This window comes from Streptomyces sp. PL-25, assembly GCF_058344915.1.
In genome coordinates, this window is record NZ_CP136997.1 from 5,363,627 (window position 1) to 5,376,875 (window position 13,249).

Genomic DNA, 13,249 nt, shown 5'->3' on the forward strand with positions numbered 1-13,249 from the left:
GAACGGGTACGGCAAAAAGCCGGCCCACCAGAGGTGGACCGGCTCAGTGCAGCGAACCGGCAGTGGCCGCGCGCTCAGCTGAGCGTCAGCGCGAGACCTTGCCGGCCTTGATGCACGAGGTGCAAGCGTTCACGCGCTTCGGCGTCCCGCCGACCACGGTACGCACACGCTGGATGTTCGGGTTCCAGCGACGGGACGTACGGCGGTGCGAGTGCGAGATGTTGTTGCCGAAGCCCGGCCCCTTGCCGCAGACGTCGCAGTTGGCAGCCACGGGTCACTCCAAAGACTTCAGATGCACTTACGGTTGATCCCGGCATGCCGGGATCAGGTCCGGAGGCTCGGTGAGCGCGCTGAATCTGAGTGGCGGTGCCAGGGGGAAGAGCCCGACCAGGTCGGGCAACCGGAGCAGCATACAACGCCTGCTCCCGTACAACGAAACTACCATGGCTGCCCAGGGGCCCGGCCCGGCCCTCTTCCGGTCCACACCGCCCCTGGGTCTACGCTGCCGTCCGGTCCGGCAGCTCTGAGGAGGCGCAGGTGGCGCAGGTGGCGCAGACGTTCGACGCGCCGGCGGTGCGCACCTGGTGCGGACTGGCGCTGCGTGCCCTGGGACGGGCGCGCGAGGAGATCGACGCGATCAACGTCTATCCCGTGGCGGACGGCGACACCGGCACCAACCTCTACCTGACCGTGGAGTCCGCCGCCGCCGCCGTCGAAGCCGTGTTCGCGGGCCACGAGGCGGGCGGCGCCGGCCCCGGCGGCCCCTCCCTGGCCGAGGCCGCGCGGGCGATGGCGCACGGCGCGCTCATCGGGGCGCGCGGCAACTCCGGGACGATCCTCGCCCAGCTGCTGCGCGGCATGGCCGAGGTGCTGGCCGCCGACGGCGCGGAGGCGCGCGCCGACGGCCACGGACTGCGCCGCGCCCTGCGCCGCGCCGCCGACTCGGCCCGCCAGGCCGTGGCACACCCCGTCGAGGGCACCGTCCTGACGGTCGCCTCGGCCGCCGCCGACGCGGCCTGCGGCACCGAGGGCGACTGCGGCGCGGTCGCGCGGGCCGCCCACGAGGGAGCGCGTACGGCCCTGGCGGCGACCCCGGGCCAGCTCGCCGCCCTGGAACGCGCCGGGGTGGTCGACGCGGGCGGACGCGGCCTGGTGGCCGTGCTGGCGGCCCTGGTCGAGACGTTCACCGGGCAGGCACCCGCCGCCGCGCCGAGCCGGGGGACGGGGACGGAGGCGGGCACGGGTCCGGCGGGTGCCCGGCGGCAGGCACAGGGGGCCGGGGACCGTCCGGCCGGGCCGCACGCGCGCGCGTGCGGCCGTGATGAGCCGGACGAGGGCGGGCCGGACACGGCGGGCGTATCAGATACAGCAGACATGTCAGACATGTCAGACGTGGCGGACGCGATGGACCGTGAGGCTCCCGCGACGCCCGCACCTCCTGCGGTCCCCGCGCCCGCCGCCCCGCCCCCGGCCTGCGCGCACACCCCGCCGGTGCCGTCCTCCGCGCCCGCCGCCGCACCGGGCCAGGGCCCCGCCTTCGAGGTGATCTACCTTCTGGAGGCCGACGACCCGTCCGTCGCCCGGCTGCGGCGGCGGCTCGACGCGCTCGGGGACTCCCTGGTGGTGGTCGGCGGCGACGGACTGTGGAACGTCCATGTGCACGTGGACGACGCCGGTGCCGCCGTGGAGGCGGGCGTCGAGGCCGGCCGGCCGCACCGGATCCGCATCACCCACTTCGGCGCCGGAGACGCGCACACCGGGGCCGCCGCACGTCCGCCGCGTGAGCGCGCCCAGCGCGCCGTGGTGGCCGTCGTGCCCGGCGAGGGCCTGGCCGCGCTGTGCACCGAGGCCGGGGCCACCACGGTCCTCGCCCGGCCCGGTGAGCCGCCCGCCAGCGGCGAACTGGTGGAGGCCGTGCGGCGGGCGCACGCGCGCGAGGTGGTCCTGCTGCCCAACGACGCCGAACTGCGCGACACCGCCGCCGCGGCGGCCGAGCAGGCCCGCGGCGAGGGCGTCCGGGTCGCCCTCATCCCCACCCGCTCGGCGGTCCAGGGCATCGCCGCCCTCGCGGTGCACGAACCCGGGCGCCGCTTCGACGAGGACGTCGTCGCCATGACGTCGGCGGCCGGCGCCACCCGCCACGGCGAGGTCACGGTCGCCGAGCACCGCTCCTGGACCAGTGCCGGGATCTGCCAGGCCGGCGACGTTCTCGGTCTCATCGACGGCGACGTCGCCGTGATCGGCCCGGACGTCGCGGACACCGCGCGCGCGGTCCTGGACCGGATGCTCGCGGGCGGCGGCGAACTGGTCACCCTCGTCCTCGGCGAGGAACTGCCCGACTCCGTCGCCGACGGCCTGGAGGCCCGCGTCCGCGAGTCCTACCTCGCCGTCGACACGGTCGTCCTGCGCGGCGGCCGGCAGGGCGCGCTGCTGCTCATCGGCGTGGAGTAGGCCGCCTCACCGGCGTGAAGCAGGCCGCCTCACCGGCGTGGAACAGCGCGCCCGGCCACCCGCCGGTCCGCACCGCGTCCGCGGATTGTCAGTGCCGTGGTGTGCAATGGATCCCGTGCCCGCACTGCCAGAACCACTGCGCCAACCGCTCAAGTCGGTGCTCGGCCCCGCCACCGCGAAGGTGATGGCCGAGCACCTCGGCCTGCACACCGTCGGCGACCTCCTCCACCACTACCCCCGCAGATACGAGGAGCGCGGCCAGCTCACCCACCTCGCCGACCTGCCCATGGACGAGCACGTCACCGTGGTCGCCCAGGTCGCCGACGCCCGCCTGCACTCCTTCGCCTCCTCCCGGGCGCCGCGCGGCAAGGGCCAGCGCCTGGAGGTGACGATCACCGACGGCAGCGGCCGCCTCCAGCTCGTCTTCTTCGGCAACGGCGTGCACAAGCCGCACAAGGAGCTGCTGCCGGGCACGCGCGCGCTGTTCGCGGGCAAGGTCTCCGTCTTCAACCGGCGGCTCCAGCTCGCCCACCCCGCCTACGAACTGCTCACCGGCGACACCGACGACCCCGAGGAGACCGTCGAGTCCTGGGCGGGCGCCCTCATCCCGATCTACCCGGCCACCGCCAAGCTGGAGTCCTGGAAGATCGGCAAGGCCGTCCAGACCGTCCTGCCCACCGCCCGGGAGGCCGTCGACCCGCTGCCCGACACCCTGCGCGCGGGCCGCGGCCTGGTCACCCTCCCCGAGGCCCTGCTCAAGATCCACCGCCCGCACACCAAGGCGGACATCGCCGACGCCCGCGCCCGCCTGAAGTGGGACGAGGCGTTCGTCCTCCAGGTCGCCCTGGCCCGCCGCCGCCACGCCGACGCCCAGTTGCCCGCCGTCGCCCGCCGCCCGCGCCCCGGCGGCATCCTCGACGCCTTCGACGACCGGCTGCCCTTCACCCTCACCGAGGGCCAGCGCAAGGTCTCCGGGGAGATCTTCGCCGACCTGGCCACCGAGCACCCGATGCACCGCCTGCTCCAGGGCGAGGTGGGCTCCGGCAAGACCATGGTGGCGCTGCGCGCCATGCTCGCCGTGGTCGACGCGGGCGGGCAGGCCGCCCTGCTCGCCCCCACCGAGGTGCTGGCCCAGCAGCACCACCGGTCGATCACCGAGATGATGGGCGAGCTGGCCGAGGGCGGCACCCTCGGCGGACCCGAGCACGCCACCAAGGTGGTGCTGCTCACCGGCTCCATGGGCGCCGCCGCCCGCCGCCGGGCCCTGCTCGACCTGGCCACCGGCGAGGCAGGCGTGGTCATCGGCACCCATGCGCTGATCGAGGACAAGGTGCGCTTCCACGACCTCGGACTCGTGGTCGTCGACGAGCAGCACCGCTTCGGCGTCGAGCAGCGCGACGCCCTGCGCGGCAAGGGCAAGCAGCCCCCGCACCTGCTGGTCATGACCGCCACCCCCATTCCGCGCACGGTGGCGATGACGGTCTTCGGCGATCTGGAGACCTCCGTCCTGGACCAGCTCCCGGCCGGCCGCTCGCCCATCGCCAGCCATGTCGTCCCGGCCGCCGACAAACCGCACTTCCTCGCGCGCGCCTGGGAGCGGGTGCGCGAGGAAGCGGCTGAGGGCCACCAGGCGTACGTCGTCTGCCCGCGCATCGGCGACGAGGAGGACGACCCGAGGAAGGGGTCCGGGAAGAAGTCCGCGAAGGCCGGGAAGACGGCGGAGGGCGCGGAGGGCGCGGAGACCCCGGAGGGCGCCGACAAGCGCCCGCCGCTCGCGGTCCTGGACGTGGCCGCCACGCTCGCCGAGGGCCCCCTGAAGGGGCTGCGGGTGGAGGTGCTGCACGGCAGGATGCAGCCCGACGACAAGGACGCGGTGATGCGCCGCTTCGCCGCGGGCGATACCGACGTCCTGGTCGCCACCACCGTCATCGAGGTCGGGGTCAACGTCCCCAACGCCACCGTGATGGTGATCACCGACGCCGACCGCTTCGGCGTCTCCCAGCTGCACCAGCTGCGCGGCCGGGTCGGCCGCGGCTCGGCCCCGGGCCTGTGCCTGCTGGTCACCGAGATGCCCGAGGCGAGCCCCGCCCGCCAGCGGCTGAACGCGGTCGCCGCCACCCTGGACGGCTTCGAGCTCTCCCGCATCGACCTCGAACAGCGCCGCGAGGGCGACGTCCTCGGCCAGGCCCAGTCCGGGGCCCGCACCAGCCTGCGGGTGCTCGCCGTCATCGAGGACGAGGAGATCATCGCCGAGGCCCGCGAGGAGGCCGCCGCCCTGGTCGCCGCCGACCCCGCCCTGGAGTCGCTGCCCGGACTGCGCACGGCCCTGGACGCCCTGCTGGACGACGAGCGGGAGCAGTACCTGGAGAAGGGCTGACAGACTGGGTACGGCCCGCGTCCGAGCCGTACCACCGGGCAGCAAGCAGCAAGCAGCAAGCAGCAAGCAGCAAGCAGCAAGCAGCACCCGGCACGGCACCGCCGGGCCCCTCCCGCACCGCCGAGCACCGACAAGGACCCAAGGACATGACCCGCGTGATCGCCGGCCGGGCCGGTGGACGCCGTCTCGCCGTACCCCCGGGCCAGGGCACCCGGCCCACCTCGGACCGCGCGCGCGAGGGCCTCTTCTCGACCTGGCAGTCCCTCCTGGGCGGCCCCCTCGACGGCGAGCGGGTCCTCGACCTGTACGCCGGCTCGGGCGCCGTCGGCCTGGAGGCGCTGTCCCGGGGCGCCGGGCACGCCCTCCTCGTCGAGGCCGACGCCCGCGCCGTGCGCACCGTCCGGGAGAACGCCAAGTCCCTGGGCCTGCCCGGCGCCGAGGTGCGCGCGGGCCGGGCGGAGCAGATCGTCCAGGCACCGCCCGCCGCCGGACCGTACGACCTGGTCTTCCTCGACCCGCCGTACGCCGTCTCCGACGACGATCTTCGCGAGATCCTGCTCACACTCCGTTCGCAGGGGTGGCTCGCCGAGCGGGCGCTCGTCACCGTGGAGCGCAGCACCAGGGGCGGCGAGTTCGGCTGGCCGCCCGGCTTCGACGCGATCCGGGCCCGCCGTTACGGCGAGGGAACGTTTTGGTACGGTCGCGCCGCCGCTACGTGCGAAGACGCACGATGACCGGACCGGAGAGCGAGGGATCTCAAGTGCGCCGCGCCGTCTGTCCCGGGTCGTTCGACCCGATCACCAACGGACATCTCGACATCATTGCCCGCGCCTCCCGCCTGTACGACGAGGTCTACGTGGCGGTGATGATCAACCAGTCCAAGAAGGGCCTGTTCGGGATCGAGGAGCGCATCGACCTCATCCGCCAGGTCACCGCCGACTACGGCAACGTCCGCGTCGAGTCCTTCCACGGCCTTCTCGTCGACTTCTGCAAGCAGCGCGACATCCCGGCCATCGTCAAGGGCCTGCGCGCGGTCAGCGACTTCGACTACGAACTCCAGATGGCCCAGATGAACAACGGCCTCTCCGGCGTCGAGACCCTCTTCGTGCCCACCAACCCGACGTACAGCTTCCTGTCGTCCTCCCTGGTCAAGGAGGTCGCGGCCTGGGGCGGCGACGTCGCCCACCTGGTGCCCGACGTGGTCTTGGAGCAGCTCACCGCACGGCTGCGGCGCGACTGAGCGCCTGACGTCCCGTCACCCGGTGTCCGGCGGCCGCCGCGTGGTCGTACAGTCGTCCCGTCCTTACCCGCACATCGGTAGAGAGTGGCGAGCACACCGTGGACGTGCAGAAGAAGCTCGACGAGATCGTGAGCACGGTCTCCGGCGCCCGGTCCATGCCCATGTCGGCGTCCTGCGTGGTCAACCGCGCCGCCCTGCTCGCCCTGCTCGAAGAGGTGCGCCAGGCCCTGCCCGGCTCGCTCGCGCAGGCCCAGGAGCTGATCGGCGACCGGGACCAGATGGTCGAGGAGGCGCGGCGCGAGGCCGAGCGGATCATCGAGTCCGCGCACGCCGAGCGCGGCTCGCTGATCTCCGACACCGAGGTGGCCCGCCGCTCCCAGGCCGAGGCCGACCGGATCCTCACCGAGGCCCGCCAGGAGGCCGAGGAGGTGCGCGCCGAGGCCGACGACTACGTCGACTCCAAGCTCGCCAACTTCGAGGTGGTCCTCACCAAGACCCTAGGCTCGGTCGGCCGCGGCCGGGAGAAGCTGCTCGGCACCGGCCCCGGCCTGACCGAGGACGGCTACGAGGACGAGGACGCCCCCGAGCGCAGCCACGACCCGGAGACCCTGCGCCGGGACGCCGACGCCTACGTCGACCTCAAGCTGGGCGCCTTCGAGGCCGTGCTCGCCAAGACGCTGGAGGCCGTCGGCCGCGGCCGGCAGAAGCTGCACGGCCGGATCGCCACCGACGACCTCGGCGCGCTCGCCGACGACACCGGCACCGTGCAGCACTCCAGCGACGCCGACTACCTGGCCGGTCTCGCGGAGACCAGCCCGGCCCCGGCCGCCCCCGCCGCCGCGCCCGCCGAGGCCCCGGCCGCGCCGCCGCAGCCGGTCTACGAGCCGCAGCCGGCCTACGGCTACCCGCAGACCGCGCAGCCCGACCCGTACGGCGGCTACCAGCCGGCCTACGCCGCCCAGCAGGACCCGTACGGCTACCAGCAGCAGGCCGACCCCTACGGCTACCAGGGCTACGACGCGCAGCAGGCCGGCGGCTACGACCTGAACCAGCCCCAGCAGCCGCACGAGCCCCACCAGACCCAGCAGCCCCACCAAGGCCAGCAGCCGCAGCAGGGCCACGCGCAGCAGGGCTACGCGCTCGACGAGACCAGCCTCTTCGACACCGGCATGATCAGCGCCGAGCAGCTGCGGGCGTACGAGCAGGGCCGCGGCCTCTGAGGGAGCGGCCGGTCCGCGGACCGGCCAGGAGGCCGGATTGGGCCGTGAGCGAAAGGTCCAGTATCCTGGCTCTTCGGTCGCGCGTAAGTGCGCGGTCAGCGCTGCCCGGGAGCACCACCGGGGCGGCGTCCCTCCGAGTTCGGAAACCGAAAGCAGGAATGGCTCACAACGCCCGCCTCGACCACCGCAACCCTCTCGTGTTCGACACACATGAGCTGGGGCGGCGTCCTGGTGCGCTGCAACGCCAGACCCGCGAGATCCCGGCCCCCCGGGACCTCGGTATCCACGGAGTGATCGGAGTGCCGGAAGGCGCCCCGGTCGCCCTCGAACTCCGCCTCGAGTCGGTCATGGAAGGTGTGCTCGTCACAGGCACCGCCCGTGCACAGGCCGAGGGGGAGTGCGTAAGGTGTCTGGAGCCGGTCGGGCTGGAGCTCGAAGCGGACTTCCAGGAGATGTTCTCGTACCCTGACGCCGACGACCGGGGCCGCGTGATCGCGGAACCGGGCGACGACGCCGAGGACGACGAGGACAGGCTCCTTCTCGAGGACGGACTCTTCGACCTCGAACCTCTGCTGCGCGATGCGGTGGTGCTCGCACTGCCGATGCAGCCGGTGTGCCAGGAAGACTGCCCGGGTCTGTGCTCCCAGTGCGGAGCGCGGCTCGCGGACGACCCGGACCACCACCATGACGCCGTCGACATCCGTTGGGCGGCTTTGCAGGGACTCGCCGGCACCACGTCGGACGGCGAGAAGGACGAGATGAGCGGCGGCGCGCCTCAGTCAGCACGCGCCGACGAGAAGCAGGAGAAGTAGCCGTGGCTGTTCCGAAGCGGAAGATGTCGCGCAGCAACACGCGCCACCGCCGGTCGCAGTGGAAGGCTGCGGTCCCCACCCTGGTTGCGTGCGAGCGCTGCCACGAGCCCAAGCAGCAGCACATCGCGTGCCCGTCTTGCGGCACCTACAACAAGCGCCAGGTCCTCGAGGTCTGAGCGGCTGGTGAGAGGCACCGTGTCCACGGCTAAGAAGAACGCTTCCCGCGCAGGCGGGAGTGGCCCATCGGACAACACCGCCTCGTCCCACACGCTTCTGGAAGGGCGGCTCGGCTACCGGCTCGAGTCCGCCCTTCTGGTGCGCGCGCTGACCCACCGTTCCTACGCGTACGAGAACGGCGGCCTGCCGACGAACGAGCGGCTGGAGTTCCTCGGTGACTCCGTCCTCGGTCTCGTCGTCACGGACACGCTGTACCGCACCCACCCCGACCTGCCCGAAGGCCAGCTGGCCAAGTTGCGGGCCGCGGTGGTCAACTCGCGTGCGCTGGCGGAAGTGGGCCGCGGGCTCGACCTGGGTTCCTTCATCCGGCTCGGCCGCGGTGAAGAGGGCACGGGCGGCCGGGACAAGGCGTCGATTCTCGCCGACACCCTCGAAGCGGTGATCGGCGCGGTCTATCTCGACCAGGGCCTCGAAGCGGCCTCCGAACTGGTGCACCGCCTGTTCGACCCGCTGATCGAGAAGTCCTCCAATCTGGGCGCTGGCCTGGACTGGAAGACGTCGCTCCAGGAGCTGACCGCGACCGAAGGGCTCGGTGTACCCGAGTACCTGGTCACGGAGACCGGCCCCGACCACGAGAAGACCTTCACTGCTGCCGCCCGCGTCGGAGGCGTCTCGTACGGCACCGGCACCGGCCGCAGCAAGAAGGAGGCGGAGCAGCAGGCCGCCGAGTCCGCCTGGCGGTCCATCCGGGCCGCGGCGGACGAGCGCGCCAAGGCGGCCGAGGAGGCCGCCGCCGCACAGGACGCCGACGCGTCCTCCGCCTCCGCCTGACAGAGCACAGCACCCGAGCGCCCGCCCCACCGGTTCCCCGGCGGGGCGGGCGCTCGGACCGTCCACCGGAGCGGACCGTACGGTCCCCACGGTCCTGCACGGGGGTCCCGATGCCCGAGTTGCCCGAGGTCGAGGTCGTCCGCCGCGGACTGGAGCGCTGGGTCGCCCACCGCACCGCGGCCGACGTCGAGGTGCTGCACCCGCGCGCCGTACGCCGCCATCTCGCGGGCGCCGACGACTTCGCGCACCGGCTCAGGGGCCACCACATCGCCGTGCCCCGCCGGCGCGGCAAGTACCTGTGGCTGCCGCTGGAGGAGACCAACCAGTCCGTCCTGGCCCACCTCGGCATGAGCGGCCAACTGCTCGTACAGCCGCAAGAGGCGCCCGACGAGAAGCACCTGCGCGTCCGGGTCCGGTTCGCCGACTCCCTCGGCACCGAACTGCGCTTCGTGGACCAGCGCACCTTCGGCGGCCTCTCGCTGCACGACAACACGAGCGACGGACTGCCCGACGTCATCGCGCACATCGCCCGCGACCCCCTCGACCCGCTGTTCGACGACGAGGCGTTCCACCAGGCGCTGCGCCGCAAGCGCACCACCATCAAGCGCGCCCTGCTCGACCAGTCGCTGATCAGCGGAGTCGGCAACATCTACGCCGACGAGGCGCTCTGGCGGGCGCGCGTCCACTACGAGCGCCCCACCGCCGCCTTCACCCGCCCCCGCACAGCGGAACTCCTCGCCCACATCCGGGACGTGATGAACGCGGCCCTCTCCGTCGGCGGCACCAGCTTCGACAGCCTGTACGTCAACGTCAACGGCGAGTCCGGCTACTTCGACCGCTCCCTGGACGCCTACGGGCGCGAGGGCCTGCCCTGCCGCCGCTGCGCCACCCCGATGCGCCGGCGCCCCTGGATGAACCGCTCCAGCTACTACTGCCCCAAGTGCCAGCCCGCGCCCCGGAGCCGGGCCTGAGCCGCACCTGATCCCGGACGGTCAGGCGCCGCGGGAGTCGTAGGCGGCGCGCGCCGCGAGCACCTCGTCCATCCGGTCCTCCACACAGTGGATGAGGGCGAGCAGCCGCCCCGCGACCTCCCGGCCGAGCGGGGTCAGCTCGTAGTCCACGCGCGGCGGGCTCGTCGGCTGCGCCTCCCGGTGCACCAGCCCGTCCCGCTCCAGCGCGTGCAGCGTCTGCGACAGCATCTTCTCGCTCACACCGTCCACCCGGCGGCGCAACTCGTTGAACCGCAGCGACCCCTCGGACAGCGCCCCCACGGTGAGCGCCCCCCACCGCCCCGTCACATGCTCCAGCGTGCCGCGCGAGGGGCACGCCTTGGCGAACACGTCGTACGGCAGGTCCTGCTCCGCGGTGCGCTCCTGCGTGATGCCCATGACACGAGCGTACGCGACCGGCCCACGCGGCCACGGCCCGCGGACCACCACGGATCACGGATCACGGACCGAGCGGACTCCGGTCGAACCAGCCCCGGGAGACGCTGTGGAGGATCGGGGGTTCCTCGCAGGTCTGGGCCACCCGGATCCGCGCGGCGAGGGCGTCCGGCCCGGTCGTACTCCCCGGACAGCCCGGGGACGTCGTCGCGGAGCATGTACGTCGTCGAAGAGCCGTCGAGCAGCGTCAGACCGCGCTCCGTATCGCGGCCGGCACGACGAACACCTCGAGCACCGTCGCCAGACCGGGCTCTCGCTCCGCCACCGCCGCGCCGCCCCGCTTCTCCGCCGACGGAGCCCCCGCCCTTCCAACACGGACGGCCCCGGCCGCCCCTCGCGCGCGGGGTACCGCTCAGTAGCCGAAGTCCTGCGTCCACCAAGGGCCGCCCGCGCCGAAGTGCGCGCCGACGCCCAGGGTGGTGAAGCGGCAGTTCAGGATGTTGGCGCGGTGCTCGGGGCTGTTCATCCAGGCGGACATGACGGCCGCCGGGCCGGACTGGCCGCGGGCTATGTTCTCGGCGCCGAGTCCGGTGATCCCGGCCTTCGCCGCGCGGTCCCACGGGGTCGCGCCGCCGGGGTCGGTGTGGGCGAAGAAGCCCTGGCCGGCCATGGCCCTGCTGTACGTCTCGGCCAGCGCGGTCAGCGCGCTGTTCGCGGCCACCGCGCCGCATCCCGCCTTCGACCGCTCCAGGTTGACCAGACGCACCACCTCGGCCTCGGCCGCCGCCTCGGCGGACACCTTCACCGGAACCTCGGTGGGACGCGGCGCCGGAGCCGCCGCGCGCGGCGGGGTGCTCGGGCGCGGGACGGGAGCGGTGGTGGTCCCGGCGGGGGCGGGGGCGCTCGTCGGGGCGGTGGCGGGCGGTGCGGCGGCCCTCTGCGGCGGGGTCGCCCGCGAAGGGGCGGCCGCCGTGTCCGGGGCCGAGACGGAGGGGGAGACGGGGGCGGTAGCGGGAGCTGAAGCGGGCGCGGCAGGCGTGGCGGGGGAGGAAGGTGCGGCAGCGGACGGGGACGGCGGGGGCGGGCCGTCGGTGCCGCGGCTCGGGGCCGGGCCCGGTCCGGGGGCCGCCGGGCGGGTGCCGGGGAGGGCGCCGCCCCAGGTGCCGCCCTGCTCGCTCGCGCCGTTGGACGGGGCTCCCGCCGAGGGCGCCCTGTCCGCCCCGGAGGTGCTGCCGCCGCCGAGCCGGTACTCGTGCAGCCCCGGCACCACACCCGCCGCGACCGCGACCGTGCCCAGGGCGAGGGCCGCCGTGACCCCGAGCAGCCCGGCCCGCACCGGGACCCAGGGCCGCCCGCGACGGCGGCGGCCGCGCCGCGGGTCCGGAGCCGGGGCGGGGGCAGTGCCGTCAAGGCCGGGCGGGAGCGGCACGGTGCCCGTGGCTCGTGCGTAGTCGTCGTCCGTCGCGTAGAGGTACCGCTCGGCCCTGGCGTCGACGGCGGCGTACGGGTCCGGGACCGGAGGCCGCTCGGGGCCGGGCGCGTTGCCGGTCCCCGCCGTACCCCCGTCCCGCGTGGCGCGGTGCGTGGCGGAGCGGCCGGCGTCCGAGTGTCGGTGCCGTCCCATGGTGCTGGCCTTCCTCGTCCCTGCGGCCGCCGCGCGCCCTGAGCCGTCGCGGTCAACCCATCTCACTCGATCGAGTGAGTTTCATATGAAATGCATCGGGTCGGGACGGTACCTCATGGGTCCGGGGGCCCGGCCTGCCCGGGGGGATGGCGCCCGGCTAGGTTGCAGGCATGAGTGAGGAAGCACGGCTGGTCGCCTGGGTGCGGGGCCATGTCCAGGGTGTCGGGTTCCGCTGGTTCACCCGGGCCGCGGCCCTGGAGATCGGCGGACTGAGTGGTTTTGCTCTCAATCTCGCCGACGGGCGGGTGCAGGTGGTCGCCGAGGGGCCCCGTACCGCCTGTCAGAAGCTCCTCGACTGGCTGGAGGGCAGCGACACGCCCGGCCGCGTCGACGGTGTCACCGAGATCTGGGACACACCGCGCGGGGGCTACGACGGCTTCGCGATCCGCTGAGCCGGTCCGTCCGGGCCCGCCGCCCGGCCCGGCCCGAAACTGCCACCGGCATCTGCCCGCGCGGAAAAGGGCAGGTGACTGCCGAGAGAGGCTTGCCGTGACCTGCCGCGCAGGGCAGGATGACGGCCATGCCCCCCGGGGCCCGCAGGAGCCGCAGCGCCACCGATCCCCGGTCGCGCGCCCCCGGGACGCCCGTCGATACGGGGTGTGATCGTGTTGACCGTCAAACTTTTTGGTGAGACGCTGAAAGCCCGCGCACCTCAGCTGTTTGGCATGGAAGAACGGCAGTGAAAACTCAACAGTGCCAAGCACCAAGGGTGCGAATCCCTCACGACCCACACCGATTCGGTCGGTCACTCAGTGTGGAGGACCATCCATCATGGCAAAGGCGCTTCTCGGTTACGTCGGCGGCTCCGACCCTCGACTCCTCGCCGAGATGCGACGGCTCCAGCAGCGCGTCCAGGACCTGGAATCCGAGCTCGTAAGGATCCAGGCGGAGAACGACGCGCTGGCGGCTGCCGCTTCTCACGACAGGATCATGGAGCGCGTCGACGCACACCAGGCGGAGCCTGCGCTCACCTGATCACTGCATCGACACCGCGACACAGTGGTTGGGCTGCCCGTGTCAACCGCTCAGTTGTCAGAAGTTGCAAGGGACGCTTCGGCGTCCCTTCTTTCTT

At 73.5% G+C, this 13,249-nt stretch carries 14 protein-coding genes; 11 read left to right on the forward strand and 3 right to left on the reverse strand.

Annotated elements, in window-relative coordinates:
- Positions 1–85: 85 nt before the first annotated feature.
- A complete protein-coding gene (gene rpmB / locus R4Z62_RS24300) occupies positions 86–271 on the reverse strand; it encodes a 50S ribosomal protein L28 (RefSeq protein WP_003993230.1) in 186 nt (61 codons plus the stop codon).
- A 266-nt stretch (positions 272–537) separates the two neighbouring features.
- On the opposite strand from rpmB, the gene R4Z62_RS24305 reads away from it, so the two are divergent.
- The 9 genes from R4Z62_RS24305 to mutM all read left to right on the forward strand — a co-directional run bounded on the left by R4Z62_RS24305 (position 538) and on the right by mutM (position 10,079).
- On the forward strand, positions 538–2,451 hold the full coding sequence (locus R4Z62_RS24305) for a DAK2 domain-containing protein (protein ID WP_491520877.1): 1,914 nt from the start codon (positions 538–540) through the stop codon (positions 2,449–2,451).
- 106 nt (positions 2,452–2,557) lie between these two features.
- Positions 2,558–4,828 carry an ATP-dependent DNA helicase RecG gene (gene recG / locus R4Z62_RS24310; protein WP_491520878.1) on the forward strand — a complete coding sequence of 757 codons (2,271 nt, stop codon included), beginning with the start codon at positions 2,558–2,560 and terminating at the stop codon, positions 4,826–4,828.
- Positions 4,829–4,974: 146 nt separating this feature from the next.
- Positions 4,975–5,562 carry a 16S rRNA (guanine(966)-N(2))-methyltransferase RsmD gene (rsmD, locus tag R4Z62_RS24315; RefSeq protein ID WP_491520879.1) on the forward strand — a complete coding sequence of 196 codons (588 nt, stop codon included), beginning with the start codon at positions 4,975–4,977 and terminating at the stop codon, positions 5,560–5,562.
- A gap of 26 nt (positions 5,563–5,588) precedes the next feature.
- Complete coding sequence (gene coaD / locus R4Z62_RS24320) at positions 5,589–6,068, forward strand: pantetheine-phosphate adenylyltransferase (RefSeq protein WP_064535451.1); 480 nt, start codon at positions 5,589–5,591, stop codon at positions 6,066–6,068.
- Positions 6,069–6,166: 98 nt separating this feature from the next.
- Positions 6,167–7,288: a cell division initiation protein gene (locus R4Z62_RS24325; protein WP_491520880.1), complete on the forward strand. Its 1,122-nt coding sequence runs from the start codon at positions 6,167–6,169 to the stop codon at positions 7,286–7,288.
- Between the two features lie 158 nt (positions 7,289–7,446).
- Entirely contained in the window at positions 7,447–8,100 is a 654-nt protein-coding gene (locus tag R4Z62_RS24330) for a YceD family protein (protein WP_381741160.1), read from the forward strand.
- A 2-nt stretch (positions 8,101–8,102) separates the two neighbouring features.
- Positions 8,103–8,276, forward strand: coding sequence for a 50S ribosomal protein L32 (gene rpmF / locus R4Z62_RS24335; protein ID WP_003951102.1), 174 nt, complete (start codon positions 8,103–8,105; stop codon positions 8,274–8,276).
- A gap of 7 nt (positions 8,277–8,283) precedes the next feature.
- Positions 8,284–9,108, forward strand: a complete 825-nt coding sequence (rnc, locus tag R4Z62_RS24340) for a ribonuclease III (protein WP_107440688.1) — start codon at positions 8,284–8,286, stop codon at positions 9,106–9,108.
- A 110-nt stretch (positions 9,109–9,218) separates the two neighbouring features.
- Positions 9,219–10,079, forward strand: a complete 861-nt coding sequence (gene mutM, locus R4Z62_RS24345) for a bifunctional DNA-formamidopyrimidine glycosylase/DNA-(apurinic or apyrimidinic site) lyase (protein ID WP_491520881.1) — start codon at positions 9,219–9,221, stop codon at positions 10,077–10,079.
- A 21-nt stretch (positions 10,080–10,100) separates the two neighbouring features.
- On the opposite strand, the gene R4Z62_RS24350 is transcribed toward mutM, so the two are convergent.
- Together R4Z62_RS24350 and R4Z62_RS24355 are read right to left on the reverse strand one after the other, a co-directional pair.
- Positions 10,101–10,496, reverse strand: a complete 396-nt coding sequence (locus R4Z62_RS24350) for a winged helix-turn-helix transcriptional regulator (protein ID WP_064537657.1) — start codon at positions 10,494–10,496, stop codon at positions 10,101–10,103.
- Positions 10,497–10,905: 409 nt separating this feature from the next.
- Positions 10,906–12,117 (reverse strand): CAP domain-containing protein, encoded by a 1,212-nt coding sequence (locus tag R4Z62_RS24355; RefSeq protein ID WP_491520882.1) that lies wholly within the window; start codon positions 12,115–12,117, stop codon positions 10,906–10,908.
- A gap of 170 nt (positions 12,118–12,287) precedes the next feature.
- Between R4Z62_RS24355 and R4Z62_RS24360 the strand changes: the two genes are divergently transcribed.
- Together R4Z62_RS24360 and R4Z62_RS24365 are read left to right on the forward strand one after the other, a co-directional pair.
- Positions 12,288–12,569 (forward strand): acylphosphatase, encoded by a 282-nt coding sequence (locus tag R4Z62_RS24360; protein ID WP_037888800.1) that lies wholly within the window; start codon positions 12,288–12,290, stop codon positions 12,567–12,569.
- 379 nt (positions 12,570–12,948) lie between these two features.
- Positions 12,949–13,152, forward strand: coding sequence for a hypothetical protein (locus tag R4Z62_RS24365; protein WP_018567931.1), 204 nt, complete (start codon positions 12,949–12,951; stop codon positions 13,150–13,152).
- Positions 13,153–13,249 lie beyond the last annotated feature (97 nt).

Bases quoted from the DNA above. Each gene is read 5' to 3' on its own strand.
- recG (WP_491520878.1), top strand. From the start codon at position 2,558: ATGGATCCCGTGCCCGCACTGCCAGAACCACTGCGCCAACCGCTCAAG.
- rsmD (WP_491520879.1), top strand. From the start codon at position 4,975: ATGACCCGCGTGATCGCCGGCCGGGCCGGTGGACGCCGTCTCGCCGTA.
- R4Z62_RS24330 (WP_381741160.1), top strand. From the start codon at position 7,447: ATGGCTCACAACGCCCGCCTCGACCACCGCAACCCTCTCGTGTTCGAC.
- mutM (WP_491520881.1), top strand. From the start codon at position 9,219: ATGCCCGAGTTGCCCGAGGTCGAGGTCGTCCGCCGCGGACTGGAGCGC.
- R4Z62_RS24350 (WP_064537657.1), bottom strand. From the start codon at position 10,496: ATGGGCATCACGCAGGAGCGCACCGCGGAGCAGGACCTGCCGTACGAC.
- R4Z62_RS24355 (WP_491520882.1), bottom strand. From the start codon at position 12,117: ATGGGACGGCACCGACACTCGGACGCCGGCCGCTCCGCCACGCACCGC.
- R4Z62_RS24360 (WP_037888800.1), top strand. From the start codon at position 12,288: ATGAGTGAGGAAGCACGGCTGGTCGCCTGGGTGCGGGGCCATGTCCAG.
- R4Z62_RS24365 (WP_018567931.1), top strand. From the start codon at position 12,949: ATGGCAAAGGCGCTTCTCGGTTACGTCGGCGGCTCCGACCCTCGACTC.